The organism is Kitasatospora paranensis, assembly GCF_039544005.1.
Lineage (GTDB): Bacteria > Actinomycetota > Actinomycetes > Streptomycetales > Streptomycetaceae > Kitasatospora > Kitasatospora paranensis.
The window spans coordinates 1,651,456-1,667,006 of the sequence record NZ_BAABKV010000001.1 but is presented as its reverse complement, the minus strand read 5'-3'; the positions used below and the strand labels follow the sequence as shown (position 1 = coordinate 1,667,006).

The window sequence follows — 15,551 nt, the reverse complement described above, 5'->3', positions numbered from 1 at the left end:
GCAGCCCGTGGACCCGTGGGACGGCCCGGGCGGCATGATGGGTCGTCGATCCACGGGCAGTCGATCCACAGGCAAGGGAGAACCGGTGACCCTCGACATCCAGCCGCTCGATCCGCACCACGCCACCGAGGAGACCCTGGACGGCTACCACCTGATGCGGGCCGCAGCCTGGGCCGTCGACTTCCCCGAGGACCCGCCGCTGACGAGGGAGGGCGCGATCGGCCGGCTGCGCACCCCGCCGGTGCACGAGGGGCCGGGCCGGGTCTGGGCCGGCCACCTGGACGGGCGGCCGGCCGGCACGGTCCGGCTGTCGCTGCCCGAGGCGCCGAACGACGGCATCGCCAACGTCGAGGTGTGCGTCCACCCCGAGCTGCGGCGGCGCGGGATCGGCACCGCGCTGCTGCGGTCGGTACTGCCCGAGGTGTTGGAGTCCGGTCGCGAGGCGAAGGTCAGGGCGCGATGTCGAATGCGGGCGGCCGGAGGCCGGAGAGGCAGGCCGTGTCGGGTGCGGTCGGGGTGTCGAAGAAGGAGGTGGTGATCGACTGGGCGCAGGGGGAGTCGGCGAAGACCACGTGGGCGACCCAGGGGATGGTGACCTCGGTGGACCGGCGCAGTGTGCGGGCGGCGTACGGGCCGCTGCTCGGCGCGGTCTGGGAGTCGAAGCCGCCCGACAGGACGAGGGTCGGGATGTCGCTGTGCGTCACGTCCCGGACCGAGCGCGGGGCTGCGGGGACGTCCCAGGCCCGGCAGTCCGCGTGGAGCCACGCGAGCCCCGGTGCGTTGGCCAGCACCGACTCTGGGAACGACGGGAACGCGCGCCGCCCGGCGCGGAGCACGTCGGCCTCGGTCTCGTACGGGGTCCACTCGCTGCAGAAGACGCCGTAGGCGAGTCCGTGCGAGAGCCTGCCGATGGCCTGGGGGCTGAGCTTGCCGCCCGCCAGCTGCTCGGCGATCCGCTGCGGGTTGCCATGGGCCAGCTCGTCGATGGAGCGGGGTACTCCGGCGGCCAGGTGGCTGGCGAAGGTCAGCCAGTTCACCAGGGTGCCGCCGTCCAGCACGACCTTCACCGGCTCCGGTCGGTCCGGCACGGTGACGGTGGTGGTGACCGGTCGGGCCTCGAGTTCACGGACGAGGCGTTCGAAGGTGGTCTTCAGGTGCGGGTAGCGGTCGTTGCAGGCGGGCTGCTGCGCGCAGGCGTCGAAGATGCCGTCGAAGCCCTCCTGGGCGGCCTTCCAGGTGACGGCTCCGCCGGCGAGGGAGGGCGGCAGTACGCCGTCGATGCCCACCGACCGGATGCCGTCCGGGTGCTCGCGCATGTAGAGGAGGGCCAGGTCGGTGCCGTAGGAGATGCCGAACACGTTCCACTGCTTGATGCCCAGCGCGACGCGCAGGTCCGCGTAGTCGGCGGCGCTCTCGGTGCTGTTGTACGCGCTCAGGTCGGCCCCGAGCCCCACCAGCCGGTCGTGGCAGGTGCGCGTCGCTTCGACGTGCAGGCGCCCGGTGGACGGCGCACCGTAGACGAGGCCGAGGGCGTCGGCGTTGAACTGGTCGATGTTCGGGCAGGTGAGGGCCGGGTCGGCCGAGTACGTCCCGCGCTGGGACATGAAGATGACGTCGCGATCGCGGTTCAGACCGCCGTTGAGCGCCAGCGGAATCTCGGAGACCGCGTCGTCGCCGGGCCCGCCGGCGAACCACACGATCGGGTCGCGCGTCGGCCGGCTCGCGGCCGCCGGCACGATCGCGACCCCGAGGGTGATCATCCGTCCCCCGCGCTGCGAACGGTTCTCCGGCACCGTCAGCGTCCCGCAGCGGGCCTGCCCGAGGGCGGGGATCGGATCCGCCGTCCTCGGACACGGGCCGGGTTCGAAGCGGGCGTGGCCGGCCGTTCGGGCGGTCGTACCGAGCTGCGCCTCGGTGCCGTCCCCGGCGTGGGCGGGCGGCGTGGCGAGGCCGAGGAGGAGGACACCGGTCGCGGCCCCGGCGATCGCGGTCCGGAGCCGTCGCACGGAGCGTCGGTGGTGGGGTGGGCGGACGGACATCATGCGGTCTCCGGCTCGGGGGTGATGGTGAACGGTTGCGGGGTGAGTCCTGCCGCACAGGTGGTGTCGGGCGCGGTCGGACGGGCCAGGAAGGAGGCCAGGACGCTCTGCGCGCAGGGTGACTGGGGCACCACCCAGTGGCCGATCCCGGGAATCAGCACGGCGGTCGACCGGGGCAGCGTCCGGGCCGTGTACCGGCCCCAGCTCGCCCCGGTCTTCGCATCGAAGCTCCCGGAGACGATGAGCGCCGGTACCGTGCTGCGGGTGGTCACGCGCTGGACGGCGGTGCGGTCCGGGACGTTCCAGACCCGGCAGACGTCGTGCTCGAAGGGAAGCTGCGGTGCCTGGGCCAGGACGGAGTCCGGCCACCCGGGAAGGCCCGGCGCCCCGCCGCCAGCAGGTCGGACTCGGAGAAGCCCGGCACCCACTCGCTGCAGGCCACCGACTGCGTCAGGCCATGGGCGAACTCGCCGACGACGGGCGTCGCGCCGGCGGCCTGGGCCCGGGCGAAGCGCTCCGGGTTTCCGTGGGCGAGTTCGTCGAGTGCCGCCGGGACGTCGACGGCCTTGACGGCATTGGCGACCAGGAGATTCACCAGCGCGCCCCCGTCGAGGACGACCTCCACCGGTGTCCCGCCCGCCGGCGGTTGCGCCGTCAGCCTCAGCGGGTGCGCCTCCAGCCGCCGGACCTGCTCCGTCAGCACGTCCGGGAGGTTCGGATAGCGGCTCTGGCAGGCGGGCTGGGCCGCGCACGCCGCGAGGATCGCGCCGATCCCCTCCCGGGCGCTGTCCCACGTCCACGGCAGGCTCACGACCTGCGGAGGTGCGACCGAGTCGATCGCCACCGAGCGGATCCCCTCGGGGTGCAGCCGCAGGTAGGTGAGAGCCAGGTCGGTGCCGTACGAGTACCCGTAGACGTTCCACCGCTCGACGCCCAGCGCCTTGCGCAGGTCGGCGAAGTCCGCGGCGTTCTCCGTGGTGTTGTAGGCACTCAGTTCGACTCCGCCGGCCGCCAGACGGTCCCGGCACTCCTTCGCCGCGCGCACCAGCCGCCGCCCGGTCGACGGCGCGTCGTAGACCAGCCCCACGGCCTTCGCGCCGAAGCGGTCGATCTCGGGGCAGGCGAGGTTCGGTTGCGCGTGGAGCGTGCCCCGCTGGGCCATGACGATCAGATCGTGGTCCCGGTTCACCCCGGAACCGATCAGGAACGGGATGCTCCCGAACGCGTCGCCGCCGGGACCCCCTCCATGAACACCACGGGCTCGGCGGCCGGCCTCGCCGATGCGGCCGGGATGATCGCGACGGCCAGCCGAATGGTCCGCCCGCCGTGCCGCTCCCGGTTCTCGGGCACCTCCAGGAACCCGCACCGCCCGGGGACCGGATCCGCCGTCTGCGGGCAGGCGCCGGGCACGAACCGCGCCGGACCGGCTGACACGCCCTCACGGACGGTCGGTGACGCGGCACCGGCCGGTACCGGGGCCGCCGCGCCCACGAGCGCCAGCACACCTGCGGCGACAGCTGCCCCGGCCGGCCCGCCCCGGGAGCGCGCCCGCGTGAACCGGTGCTGCGCCCATCTCCGTACCGACCGGCCGATCCCGTGAAAGGGTGGCGGGCAGCCCGGGGCCATTCCCTGTTCCACCATGTGAGTCCGTATCTCTGACTGCCCGTCGGCCCGACCGGCAGAAACACCTGGCAACGCCCCCCCGGGAGTCCGGGCGGGTACTGACCAGCCTGCGTCGGTGGGAAGCCGATCACCACTCACGTCCTCCACCTGGAGCAGGAGCGGCACGGTGGCAGTCCCCGTTCGACGCCGTCGAAAGGGAACGCGGCGACACCAGGACGATCCCGGGGATCGACCGGTCAGGAATGGAGAAGCGTGGGCGGCCGGGTGCCTCGTAGCGTGGTGGTCATGGCAAACACCACTCCCACCGCAGTCGCCCTGTCCCTCGGTTCCGTCACCGTCGAGGTGGCCGATGTCGAGGCCGCCGGCCGTTTCTACCGCGCTTTCGGCGTGGACACCCGGATCCGTCTGCGGGCGGCCGAGGCGCCCTCGGCCGGATTCCGCGGGTTCACCCTGGCGCTCACGGTGTCTGGTCCGGCCACCGTCGACGGCTTCGTCGGCGCGGCCGTGGCGGCCGGCGCCACGGTGCTCAAGCCCGCCGCGAAGTCGCTGTGGGGCTACGGCGGCGTCGTCCAGGCCCCGGACGGCACGATCTGGAAGATCGCGACCTCGGCCAAGAAGGACACCGGCCCCGCCACCCGCGAGATCGACGACGTCGTCCTGCTGCTCGGCGTCGAGGACATGAAGGCCACCAAGCAGTTCTACGTCGGCCGGGGCCTGGCCGTGGCCAAGAGCTTCGGCAGCAAGTACACCGAGTTCGCCCCCGGGCGGGCCGGCTCCGTCAAGCTGGCGCTCTACAAGCGCCGGGCCCTGGCCAAGGACCTCGGCGTGCCCGCCGACGGCACCGGCGCGCACCGCATCGTCCTCGGCGGCACCGCCGACACCTTCACCGACCCGGACGGCTTCGCCTGGGAGCCCGCCCCGGCACAGCCCTGACGACCTGCCGTGCCGTTGCACGCCGTTCGGTTCGGCGGGCCGCCATCCGTTCGGCGCTCGGCACCCGGACCACCTGGCGTCCCGCGGGCGGTCATGACATGGTGCTGCGCACGTGGGCCGGCACCGCCCACCACTGGTCCGGGCGGTCCACGACGGCAGCGTCCGGGCCGGTCTTGATGCAGCGGGCGAGTCGCAGCAGGTAGGCCGCGATGCCCGCTGCGCCCTGCATCCAGGCCGTGCCGGGGGCAGCAGCGGCGGGTCGTTGCGGTGTTCCAGGAAGCGCCATCGGGCGCCCGCCCCGTCCCGCACGGCCCGGTCCACCAGGGCGTCGCCCATGCGGTGCGCCGCGGTGAGCAGCGTGTTCCTCCGCTCCGGCACCTGGCAGTCCTGCGCCGCGTCCAGCAGCACGTCCCCGACGCCCGCCGTTCCGCAGCACCGGCCGTCGTTGTCCCAGAAGCCGGGGCGGAGGCGTGCCGGGAGCCCCGAGGTGAGGAGGAGGTCAGGCAGCGCTGCCGCAGGTCGTCGACGTCGTGGCCGGCCACCCGGGCGATCCCGGCGTGCGCCAGCGCCGCGAACAGGTACGAGGTGCCCGCCGGGCCGTGGCACCACGTGTACGTCACCGGCTCCACCTCCCGGCTGGACGGCGGGATGGTGTGCGGGACGACGAAGCCCCCGCCCTCCAGCGAGCCCACCGCGAGCACGTGGCGGGCTCCCTCGGCAGCGGCGTCGAGGAAGTCGCTCCGATCCAGCGCAGCGCCCGCCACGGCCAGTGCGGCCGCGATCCCGGCGGTCCCGTGCGAGTAGTTCGGCATCCTCGACTGCGCACCCGGCGTCATGCCCCAGTCCAGGCCGGTCTCGCGCCGGTCCGCCGCTCGCAGCAGGGCCTCACCGCCGGTCGCCGCGATCGCCTCCGTCTCCTCGCTCCGCGCCCAGACCGCCGTCATCACCACGCCCGCCGTCCCCACGACGACGTCGAGAGGCTTGTCGCAGTCCGGCCCGAGGTCGAGAGTGGTCTGCCACCCGTCGGGGGTCGCCAGGCCTGCCAGCCGCCGCAGCGCCGTCACCTCCTCGCCCGGCGCGAGGAGTCTCAGCGCGGTGGCGTCCCCGGCGAGGCCGTCGTACAAGGACGCCTCCGTTCGGGTGCCGGCCTGCGCGGACAGCCTGGCCACGATGCCGGCGGCCAGATCCCGCTCCCGTGGGGTCAGCGGGCGGTGCTGGGCGATCTCGGCCAGGACCGGTGCCAGGCCGGCGATCCCGGCGTAGAGGGAGTCGCGGTCCCCGGCCGGTGCCGCCCCGTCCGTGCCGCCCTCCGGCACCGTCTCGGGCAGCCACGGCCCGTCGTCCTCGCGCACCTGGTCCAGTACCCACGACCAGGCGGCCTCGCCCACGTCCCGAAACGCCTCGCTCCTCGACACGCCGCCACGCTATCGAACCGTCGGAGCGCGTCCGCCACCGCTCTGTCGGCCTCCGGCCCGGTGACGGCAACCGGACGGGGTGCCGACGGGCCCGAGTGCCGGGGACGCGGTCAGCTGCCGCCCATCCCGCCCTGGCCGGCGACCATGGTCAGATTGAGCCCGCTCACCGCCCTGGCCAGGTGCGGGGCCTTGTCGGCGAGCCGGTGGGTCAGCGCGGTGATCCGCCCGGCGTGGGCCCTGCGGTCGTGTCGCGAGAGCACCAGCCTCAGATGCCCGTGGGCGGCCAGGGCTGCGAGTACCGCGTCGGCGAACGGCACCTCGGCGACCGGGGCGCTGCCGCGGACCAGTTCGGCCACCCGCACCTGCAGGTCCAGGGCTTCGCGTGGATCGTCCATCGCCACGGCCCGATGCGGCTTGACCGGGCCGTGCGGGTCGCGGTCGGCCATGACGGTGACGCCGAGCACGGTGAGCTGCTCCTCGACGGCTTCGAGGGTGTCGTCACGGCTGCGCCTGATCCACGACTTCCAGGTGCGGCGGCGGTCGCCCAGCTCGGCGAGCAGTGCGTCCAGCACGCGGTCCCCGGTGGGGTCGGCCGAGACGACCTCCACCCGGCCCGCTCCGTCCTCGGCGGCGGCGCCGCGGTGGGCGAGCTCGGCCAGGGCACCGGCTCGGACCAGGTACCCGGCCCGGGTGCGGTCCTGCAGCGACTGGTCCCGGGTGTCGAAGGCCAGCAGGTACGTGGCCAGATGCAGTCCTCGGCTCATGACACCGACGGTACGGCGCAGCGTCCCGCCCGCCATCGACCCACAGGACCAATCGGCCCTCCACCGGCAGGAGTACCCCGTCCGGCCGCTGTCGTCCCCCGGTCGCACAGCGGCCGGACGAGGTAGTGCGGCGCGGCCCGACACGCCGGTCACCCCGCGGGCAGGAGCCCGATCGTGTCGGCGGGTGGACAAGGGGGACGGCCCGGGCCCCCTGCGCGGGGCCCGGGCCTTGAGCTGCCCTGCTGCTGCTGTCAGGTCAGCTGTAGGGCAGGTGCAGGACGGTGAGGTTGCCGGTGCCCAGCGCGCTGGGGCTGGTGCCGAGGGCGTTCCAGATCTCGGCCCTGACGGTGCCGCCGGCGAGGTTGCAGGGGGTGCCGGTGGCGGATTCGAGGCCGGTGGTCTGCGTGTAGTGCTCCCAGCCGGCGACGGGGTCGGTGGCGTAGTAGTGGTAGGTCTCGACGCGGTCCCAGGAGCCGTCGCCGGTGCAGTCGTAGGAGAGGCGGAGCTGGGTGGCGTTGCCGACCGAGGTGTTGGCGTCGACGGCGAGGTCGAAGTCGGTGGTGCCGCCGTTGTAGGTGAGGTCGAGCCCGGTCGCGGTCAGCGTGAGCGGGCCGGACGGGGTGCCGTCGTGGTTCGCGCCGCCCGCCGAGGTGATCACCGCGCTGCCGGACACCCGCACGGCCGCTGTCAGGCTGCCGTCGCCCTGCGCGTACAGGGTCGGCGAGGAGGAACCCCCGGTGCCTCCCGAGGCGGACGGCGAGGAGGTCGAGCCCGTGGTCGCGGTGTAGGGCAGGTTCAGCACGGAGGCGTTGCCGGTGCCCAGGGCGCTGGGGCTGGTGCCGAGGGCGTTCCAGATCTCGGCCTTGACGGTGCCGTTGACCAGGTCGCAGGGGGTGCCGGTGGCGGACTCCGGGCCGCCGGTCTGCGTGTAGTGCTCGACGCCCGGAACAGGGTCGGTGGCGTAGTAGTGGTAGGTCTCGACGCGGTTCCAGTTCCCGTTGCCCGCGCAGTCGTAGGAGAGCCGGATCTGGGTGGCGTTGCCGACGGCGGTGCCCGCGTCGACGGCCAGGTCGAAGGCGGTGGTGCCGCCGTTGTAGGTGAGGTTGAGCCCGGTCGCGGTCAGCGTGAGCGGGCCGGACGGGGTGCCGTCGTGGTTCGCGCCGCCCGCCGAGGCCACGGTGGCCGTGCCGGCGGCCCGCGTGCTGCCGGTCAGGCTGCCGTCGCTCTGCAGGTACAGCGTCGGCGAGGAGGTGGCTCCGCCGGTGGGGGAGGGCGAGGCGGAGGCGCTGCCGGTGGGGCCGGCGGACGCGCTGGGGCTCGGGTCGGCGGTCGGGGTGGGCGAGGCGGTGGGAGATGCGGTGGAGGTCGGGCCGCCGCTGGGGCTCGTGCCGCCGGTGGCGGTGCCGCCGCTCCAGGTGTTGGCGCCCGAGGCGACGGTCTTCCCGGCCGGGACGTCGACGGTGGTGCCGTCGGAGAAGTGGACGGTGCGGGCGGTGGCGGTGATGTTGGCGGCGACGTAGGTGCGGGCGCCGTTCTTGGCGAAGACCGAGGCCAGCGGGGAGTCCGCGGTGACGGTGGTGTCGACGTTGCCGAGGGCGGCGAGGTTGCGGATCCAGTGGAAGGTGTGGGCCTTGCTCTCGCCCTCCTCCGAGGTGAACGAGTTGTTCGCGCGGAAGGCCGACAGCGCCTTGTCACCGTCGCCCAGGGCCAGGAATTCGTACCAGATGTCCGTCCAGATCGTCGGCTGGGTGTGGCCGCTGTTGGTCAGCATGTCCTGGTAGTCGGCCTTGACGTAGGCGGGGTCGTAGCCGAGGTAGAGGTGACCGCCCGTCACCGGGAGGAGGTTGATGCCCTGGATCTGCTCCGGGGCGCTGGAGAACCAGGTGGAGTACGCGCCGCCGTCGCCCCACACCATGCCGACCTCGTGGTGCGGGAACGCGGCCGGGTAGTTCTGGTGGTTGCTGTCGAACCAGTAGTCCTGGATGGCCGCGGCCTGCGTGGTGTACATGTAGATGCCCGCGTCGCGGACAGCCTTGTTGCCGGTGGCCTCGCCCCACTGGATGAGGCCGTTGTCGAAGTTCATGCCCTCGGACGAGGACTCCTGGTTGTTGCCCGCGGCGAACGAGCCGTGGCCGGACGCCCAGTCGTGGCCGTCGTAGATGTCGAAGTCCCGCAGGTACGGGAAGCGGGTGTCGCTGCGGTCGTAGTTGTCGGCATCGCGGATCAGCAGGTCGACCATGCCGCCGTACTGCCCGGTCGACGCCCAGGCCGGGTCGAACTTGGCGAGGGTGGCGGCCGCCGCGACGTAGTAGCCGTAGTGGAAGTGATGGTCGTTCAGTTCCTGGTCGGAGCCGTAGGAGGCGGGGTAGCCGATCAGCGTGCCCCAGTTCTTGTCGTAGTAGAACAGGTGTGCCGTTTTGCCCGCCGACGCGGTGAACCAGTCGGTGAGCTTCGACTTGATCGCCGCCAGCGCCGAGTCGCGGACGGCGGTGTTGCCCGTCTGGTCGGCGATCTCCGCGATGCGGGCGGCCCGGCCGAGGCCCTTGCCCGTCCAGTAGGTGTCGTCGCTGACCTGCTTCGTGGGGTCGGCCTGCTCGGCGTTCAGGTAATTCTGCAGGGTGGCCGCGTCCGTGCCACTGCTGTCACCCACCGCGGGCACCTCGGGCAGCACGCCGTGGTACACCATCGACGTGGTGAACGAGGAGACGCCGGTGAGGACCTTCAGCGCACCGCGTCCCGACACGTAGGTCTGCGGCAGCGGGCTGCCGCCGGCGAGGTACTGCCACTGGTGGGGCAGCAGCGCGGCGACCGTGCCGGTCTCGGTGCCCTCACGGGCGACCGTGGTGAACCGGTAGTCGGTGATGACGGTGCTGTTCGCCTCGTCGTAGCGGTACGCGACCGTGCTGCCGGTGACGTGGCTCTGTGCGTACTGCCCGTACGTCGCGGCCAGGCCCGCGCGGTCGATTGCCGTCGTGGCCGGGGTGGTCGGCAGGACGGCGATCGAGAAGAAGCCCTTGCCGGCGAGCGAGGAGGTGATCGCGGAGCCGTTCACCGACCAGGTCGCACCGGAGGGCGTAGGCGACGTAGTCGTGGCCGTTGACGGTGTAGCCGATCGACGAGCCCGTGTCGGCCCAGACCGTCGCCGTGGCCCCGGAGGCGACGGAGATCTGCGCGTTGCCGCCGGTGACCTGGAAGTAGGCGAACGGAAGGCCCTCACCGATCGTCGCCCGCAGCGTGTGGGCACCGTCGGAGAAGTACGGGCTGACCGTCCAGTCGCTCCACCCGTCGACCTTCACCTCGGGGGCGCCGAGGCCGGTCACGCCCGCGACGAAGTCCTCGCTGTAGGGGAAGTGGTACTCGCCCACGCCGGTGCCGCTGCCGGAGATCGCCGGAGTCGTCGTGTACGAGAAGCCCAGGCCCCCGGACTGCGCACGGAAGCCCAGCGGGTGCGCGAACAGTGGCTCGCCGTAAGCGCAGTTGGTCTTCTTCCACAGGATCGAGGACCACCAGTCGTTGGTGGGCACGGCGCCCGCGGGGGCGTTGGCGGTGACCCACTGACGTGGGTCGGTCGACAGGTTGCCGCAGCCCGAGGGCAGCGGACCCGCGGCCTGCGTCGTGTAACTGCCGGCACCGACCGTGTCGGCGGACGCCGCCTGCGGGCTGAGCGCGGCCAGCGCCGCACCGAGGAGCGCCGCCACCAAGCCGACGGCGCCGGGGCGAAGGAACCGGCGGCGGCCGGACGGGCCCCCGTCCGGCGAGCGGCGCCGCCGGGTGAGCCGTGGACGGGCACGGCCCGTCGGAACGGATCGACAGGTCTGAACACCATGAGATCTCCCAGGGTGGGGGCCGCGCACCGGAACGACATGCGCGACGGGAGGACGGAACGGACTGCACAAGAGCCTTCGTGAGGGAAGGCCATGACCCTTCGGACGAGGCTCGGCAGCTTGAGGAAGTGAGCTTGATGAAGAGAGCTTGTGGAACGAGAAACTGAGAGCGCTCTCAAGTCGAGGAGGTTAAGGGCGCTCTCACGGACCGTCAATACTTCGGACGCCCCCGGCCGAGCGACGGCCGCTGGGGCCGGAGCTGCCGGGTGCCGGTGAGGCGACCGGAGCAGTCGTGCCGCGCCGCCGTCGGCGCCTGCCGGCGACCCGATGGCGCCGGGGTGGACGCCTCCTGCCGGTAACTCCTGCTGCTCACCTGCCATTCGGAGGGAAGGCACCATGTCGACGGGGCGCCGCCCATCGTCGCGTGCGAGGATTCCGGAGGGTGCGCACGGACTCCGAACTCCACCGGGCCGCGAGGTCGCATGGAGGCCTTGCCCCCTTGATGCCACCCCGGTGGGGGTGTCATGCTCCTCTCTGTCCTGAGAGCGCTCTCAGCATTGCCCTGCCCGCCGGGCTCGGCTCCGTCCTCGTCAGAGGATCGCGGGCAGTCCGAAGTCCGCGACGTGCTCGGCACCCAGGAAGGAGACGATTCCTGCCACCCGGTCCCGGCGCAGCGTCAGGACGGTGATCGACCAGGCTCCGTGCACCGCGTCCGGCGCCGCCCCCACATAGAACGCCACCGCCGGCTGCCCGTTGGCGGTGGTGAGCAGGTAGCGCCAGCTGGGGCAGCGGGTCAGGGGAACGGCCACCGCGAAGTCCATCACCGCGTGCACGCCGGAGTACCACTGCGCCAGCGGCGGCATCGACCACGTGACGTCCTCGGTGAGCAGTGCGACCAGGGCGTCGGCGTCCCCGCGCTGCAGGGCGGTGGCGAAGCAGGTCGCGATCTGCCGTACCCGTGTGTCGCCGACCATCCGCAGGGTCTGCTGCTGGGAGATGTCCGGCACCTTCGCCGCGAGCTGTCGCCGGGCCCGGGCCAGGGCGGAGTTCACCGAGGTGGTGGAGGTGTCCATCATCGTGGCGATCTCGGCGACGGAGAAGCCCAGGACGTCGAACAGGAGCAGTGCGGCCCGCTGGTTGCCGGGCAGGTGCTGCACGGCCGCGACGAAGGCGAGCTCCACGGCCTCGCGCTGCTCGTACCGGGCGGCGGGGCCGGCCGGCAGGCCCGCGTCGGCGTACGGGCTCAGCCACGCGACCTCCGTCAGCGGCGCGGCGTCGAGCACCGCGTGGTCGGCTGCCGGACCGAGGTCCACCGGCAGCGCGCGCCTGCCGCGGTGGCCGACGGAGTCCAGGCAGGTGCGGGTGGCCACCGTGTAGAGCCAGGCGCGCAGCGAGCTGCGGCCCTCGAAGCGGTCCAGGCCGCGCCAGGCGCGCAGCAGCGCCTCCTGCAGGGCATCGTCGGCGTCGTGGGCGGAGCCGAGCATCCGGTAGCAGTGGGCGTGCAGCTCCCGGTGCAGCGGTGCCACCAGGCGGGTGAACGCGGCGTCGTCGCCGTCGCGGGCCGAGTCCAGGTCGGCGGCTGCGGAAGGGCCGGAAATTTCCTCGCTCACGAGCGACGATTCTGCCCCACCGCGGGAGTCACCTCTTCGACCGCGTATCCCGACACCCCGAGGAGGACCCCGTGACGAGCCCCGCAACGAGCCACGAAGCAAACCCCGCAGAAGGCCCCGAAGCAGGTCCCGGGGCAACCCCCGAAGGAGGCCCCGAAGGACGCCCCGGCCAGCCGCACACGGCGGCCTGGTTCGACATCTCCACCCCCGACGCGGCCCGCGCCCGCCGCTTCTACCAGGGGCTCTTCGGTTGGCCGGTCGAGGTGCTGGACGGCACCTACGCGCTGGTGGGTGCGGACGAGGGCCGGCCGACGGGTGGGATCGGCCAGGCCGGTCCGGGAAGTCCGTACACCGGGATCGTCGTCTACTTCCGGGTCGCGGACGTGGACGTGGCGCTCACCAGGGCCGAGGAACTCGGCGGCAGCCGCCTGCTGGAACCGCGGAACCTGCCAGGGACGGACCGGATGGCCGTGTTCGCCGACCCCGACGGCAACCCCGTCGGCCTGCTCGGCGCCTGAGATCGGAGACCGCCATGACGACCGCCGATCCCAGGACCGATCTGTGCCGCGCCCTGCAGGACGCCCGCGAGAGCGTGCTGTGGAAGCTGGACGGCCTGACGGAGCGTGACGTTCGCCGCCCGCTGACCCCGACCGGGACCAATCTGCTCGGCCTGGTGAAGCACCTGGCCGGCGTCGAACTGCTCTACCTGGGCTGGGTGTTCGACCGCCACTGCGCCGAGCCGGTCCCCTGGTTCCGCCCGGACCTCGGTCCGGCAGGGCTCGAGCCCAACAGCGACCTGTGGGCCACCGCGGAGGAGTCCCGCGCGTACATCGTGGACACCTACCGCATGGCCTGGCGGCACGCCGATGCCACTGTCGCGGCGCTGCCGCTGGACGCCGTCGGCCGCGTCCCGTGGTGGCCGGGGCAGGCCGGTGCCGCCGGCCTGCACCGGGTGCTGGTGCACATGATCGCCGAGACCGAGCGGCATGCCGATCACGCCGACATCGTCCGTGAGCTGCTCGACGGCTCGGTGGGCCACCGCCCGGGTGCCGAGCGGCTGCCCGCCGGGGACGAGCAGTGGTGGGCGCAGTGCCGCGACCGTGTGGCGGCGGCGGCCGAGCAGTGCTGAGCCGAGGCCGCCGATGGTGGTGGCGCCGAACCACGCCGGGGGTTGCGGTACTTGGGGCCGGAACGCCCGGGCAGCCGGAGCGGGCCCGGGTGCGGACGCCCTCCGCCTCGGTGCGCCTCGCCGCCCATTGCTCTTCGACCGGAAGGGGATCAGTCGATGCACCGATTTCAACGGGGCCCGTGGTGGATGTACGCCGTCACCGTCGGGGGCCTCAACATCGTTCGCCAGATCGTCCTCCCGCCCTCGCGGGTGGGCACGCCGGCCACCGTCGGCCTGTTCTTCGCGGTGCTGGTGATCGGCTTCACCGTGGTCACGGTCCTGTGGGCGCTCCTCGCGGATCGCGACCGTGAATGAGGGCCGCGCGGCCTCCACCCGGGCGAGCGGGCGCGATCCTTGCCCGATGAGCGGGTGCCCCTAGGGAGCGGGCACCCGAGGGGCCCGAAGGCCGTAACTTGCTGCGACGGTTGATGGGTTGGCAGGGGCCGGACGTGGGCGGCCGGACGCAAGCCGGTGATCGGTCTATCGTGTCGGTCCGGGTGGCTGTCGCCTTGCGAGGTGCCGGGGGCGGCCGTCGGCGAGGGGTTGTGCATGTCGAAGGGGCAGACCCAGTTGGGCTACGAGCTCCACCTGGCGAGGGCCTGGGACCAGCGCCTCGGCCCGGCCCCGCCGGGCAGCAGCGGCAGGGACCTGCTGCGCGGCGGCCACGGGGCCTGCCTGCTGACGGTCCTGCGGTTGGCGGCGCACCGGGGCCCGGAGATGGGAACCGGCACGGGCCTGGCGGCGGCTCTCGTCCGTGCCGGTCATCTCGCCCGGGCGGTCGAGCTGGTGCGGTCGAGCGCGGGCCGGTCCGGTCCGGGCGACGACCTCGTCCGTCTGGTGCGGACAGCGGGTGGGGCCGGAGATGTGGACGGTGCGCGGGCGCTCGCAGAGTCGCTGCCCGACCGGTCGCTCCGGGACCGCGCCCTGGTCGCCCACATCCCGGCGGTGGCACGTGCCGGCGGACACGAGCGCGCCGCCGACCTGGCGGAAGGGATCCGCTACCCCCACAACCGGCCCATGGCCTGGGCGGTGTTGGCGGAGACGGTGGCGGAGAGCGGCGACTTCCCGGCCGCGCTCGGCTACGCCGCCAGAGCGGCCGAGCACGCCGGTCACCACCCCGACGCGGGGCACGTGCTCGTCCGGCTCATGAAGATCACGCACGCCGCCGGCGACCACGTCCTGGCCGGCACGTACGCCGACCGCGTGGAGGGCTTCGTCCGGTCCGAGGGTCGAGCCGGCACCGGCCGGGGCGGGGCGCTCGTCGCGGTGCTGGCCTTCGAGGCCGGCAACGGCGATCTGGATCGCCTCGACGCCCTGCTGCGCGGCCTGGCCCGTGCCGACCGGGCCGTGGCGGACGGGCCGCAGGCGAACACCGGCGACCCCCATGTCCTGTGCCTCACGATCCTCGCCCGGCCTCGCCCGCCCCTCGACGCCAAAGCCGTGACCGAGCTGCTGGAGGCGGTCACCGGGACCGTCGACCAGGAGGTGGCCCTCGCCCTCGCCGACCGGGCCGAGCAGCTGCTCCGCCGCGACGGCGGCTTCGACAGCCTCGCCCTGCGGGCGGCCGTGACCTTGCTGCTGGCCCGGCACGGGCAGGTCGAGCGGGCGATGGCCCTCGCCGACCGGATCGTCGAGCCCGACCTGCGCGCGGCGCGGCAGGCCGAGATCGTCGAGGCGCTCGCGCGATCCGGGGACACCGCGCGGGCCGAGGCCCTCGCGGGAGCCTTCACCGACCGCTGGGCGCGGAGCAGGGCATTGATCGGCGTGGTCGGCGAGTTGGCCCGGTGCGGTCGGACGGCCCGGGCCGAAGCCCTCGCCCGTACGATCCCCGACCGGTGGGGACAGGGCGAGGCGCTGATCGGCGTCGTCCGTGAGCTGGCCCGGCAGGGTGAGTCGGAGCGGGCCGAGGACCTCGCCGATACGATCCTCCACCGCGCGACGCGGGCCCGCGCGCTGGCCGCACTGCTGGAGGTGTCGGAGCCCGCCCGCGCCCGCCGACTGGCCGCCCGGGCCGTGTTCCTCGGCGGCTGGCCGATCGTCCTCGAACACCTGGAGAAGATCGCCCCCGGTGGGGCACGCGTCATCGCCGACGAGGTGATGACATGGCAGGAGGCCTGCCTTGGCACCGCAGAGGGGCGGGACAGTGACGGCGAGTCCCCGGGCCGGCCCGTCGGC

The 15,551-nt window shown here is 73.4% G+C and carries 13 protein-coding genes and 1 pseudogene; 5 read left to right on the top strand and 9 right to left on the bottom strand.

The genetic code is table 11. The features are described from left to right. Positions 1-85: 85 nt before the first annotated feature. Positions 86-538, top strand: a complete 453-nt coding sequence (locus tag ABEB13_RS08370; protein WP_345704955.1) for a GNAT family N-acetyltransferase — start codon at positions 86-88, stop codon at positions 536-538. Here ABEB13_RS08370 and ABEB13_RS08365 read toward each other — a convergent pair. The 3 genes from ABEB13_RS08365 to ABEB13_RS08355 are packed head-to-tail and all read right to left on the bottom strand — an operon-like array spanning position 450 to position 3,228. Next, positions 450-2,039 (bottom strand): alpha/beta fold hydrolase, encoded by a 1,590-nt coding sequence (locus ABEB13_RS08365; RefSeq protein ID WP_345709595.1) that lies wholly within the window; start codon positions 2,037-2,039, stop codon positions 450-452. The genes ABEB13_RS08370 and ABEB13_RS08365 overlap by 89 nt on opposite strands. After that, complete coding sequence (locus tag ABEB13_RS08360; protein ID WP_345704954.1) at positions 2,039-2,311, bottom strand: alpha/beta hydrolase; 273 nt, start codon at positions 2,309-2,311, stop codon at positions 2,039-2,041. Before ABEB13_RS08360 ends, ABEB13_RS08365 begins: the two co-directional genes overlap by 1 nt. Further along, positions 2,308-3,228 (bottom strand): alpha/beta fold hydrolase, encoded by a 921-nt coding sequence (locus ABEB13_RS08355; protein ID WP_345704953.1) that lies wholly within the window; start codon positions 3,226-3,228, stop codon positions 2,308-2,310. The genes ABEB13_RS08360 and ABEB13_RS08355 overlap by 4 nt, the downstream gene beginning before the upstream one ends. A 719-nt stretch (positions 3,229-3,947) precedes the next feature. Here ABEB13_RS08355 and ABEB13_RS08350 point away from each other — a divergent pair. Further along, entirely contained in the window at positions 3,948-4,595 is a 648-nt protein-coding gene (locus ABEB13_RS08350) for a glyoxalase (RefSeq protein WP_345704952.1), read from the top strand. A gap of 623 nt (positions 4,596-5,218) precedes the next feature. Here the strand turns inward: ABEB13_RS08350 and ABEB13_RS08345 are convergent. The 5 genes and pseudogenes from ABEB13_RS08345 to ABEB13_RS08325 form a co-directional block, all read right to left on the bottom strand. Then, positions 5,219-5,911, bottom strand: a pseudogene (locus ABEB13_RS08345) (lanthionine synthetase LanC family protein); the annotation flags it as partial. Between the two features lie 209 nt (positions 5,912-6,120). Next, positions 6,121-6,774 carry a GOLPH3/VPS74 family protein gene (locus ABEB13_RS08340; RefSeq protein ID WP_345704951.1) on the bottom strand — a complete coding sequence of 218 codons (654 nt, stop codon included), beginning with the start codon at positions 6,772-6,774 and terminating at the stop codon, positions 6,121-6,123. Between the two features lie 256 nt (positions 6,775-7,030). Beyond that, a complete protein-coding gene (locus ABEB13_RS08335; protein WP_345709594.1) occupies positions 7,031-9,460 on the bottom strand; it encodes a glycosyl hydrolase in 2,430 nt (809 codons plus the stop codon). Positions 9,461-9,602: 142 nt separating this feature from the next. Next, positions 9,603-10,472: a hypothetical protein gene (locus tag ABEB13_RS08330; protein WP_345704950.1), complete on the bottom strand. Its 870-nt coding sequence runs from the start codon at positions 10,470-10,472 to the stop codon at positions 9,603-9,605. Positions 10,473-11,188: 716 nt separating this feature from the next. After that, positions 11,189-12,208, bottom strand: coding sequence for a sigma-70 family RNA polymerase sigma factor (locus tag ABEB13_RS08325; protein ID WP_345704949.1), 1,020 nt, complete (start codon positions 12,206-12,208; stop codon positions 11,189-11,191). A gap of 71 nt (positions 12,209-12,279) precedes the next feature. Between ABEB13_RS08325 and ABEB13_RS08320 the strand changes: the two genes are divergently transcribed. From ABEB13_RS08320 to ABEB13_RS08310, 3 genes are all read left to right on the top strand, one after another. Further along, positions 12,280-12,726 (top strand): VOC family protein, encoded by a 447-nt coding sequence (locus tag ABEB13_RS08320; RefSeq protein ID WP_345704948.1) that lies wholly within the window; start codon positions 12,280-12,282, stop codon positions 12,724-12,726. Between the two features lie 14 nt (positions 12,727-12,740). Beyond that, positions 12,741-13,337: a DinB family protein gene (locus tag ABEB13_RS08315; protein WP_345704947.1), complete on the top strand. Its 597-nt coding sequence runs from the start codon at positions 12,741-12,743 to the stop codon at positions 13,335-13,337. Positions 13,338-13,493: 156 nt separating this feature from the next. Continuing rightward, on the top strand, positions 13,494-13,691 hold the full coding sequence (locus ABEB13_RS08310) for a hypothetical protein (RefSeq protein WP_345704946.1): 198 nt from the start codon (positions 13,494-13,496) through the stop codon (positions 13,689-13,691). A gap of 165 nt (positions 13,692-13,856) precedes the next feature. Here ABEB13_RS08310 and ABEB13_RS08305 read toward each other — a convergent pair whose 3' ends face one another. Further along, on the bottom strand, positions 13,857-15,425 hold the full coding sequence (locus ABEB13_RS08305; RefSeq protein ID WP_345704945.1) for a hypothetical protein: 1,569 nt from the start codon (positions 15,423-15,425) through the stop codon (positions 13,857-13,859). Positions 15,426-15,551: the final 126 nt, after the last annotated feature.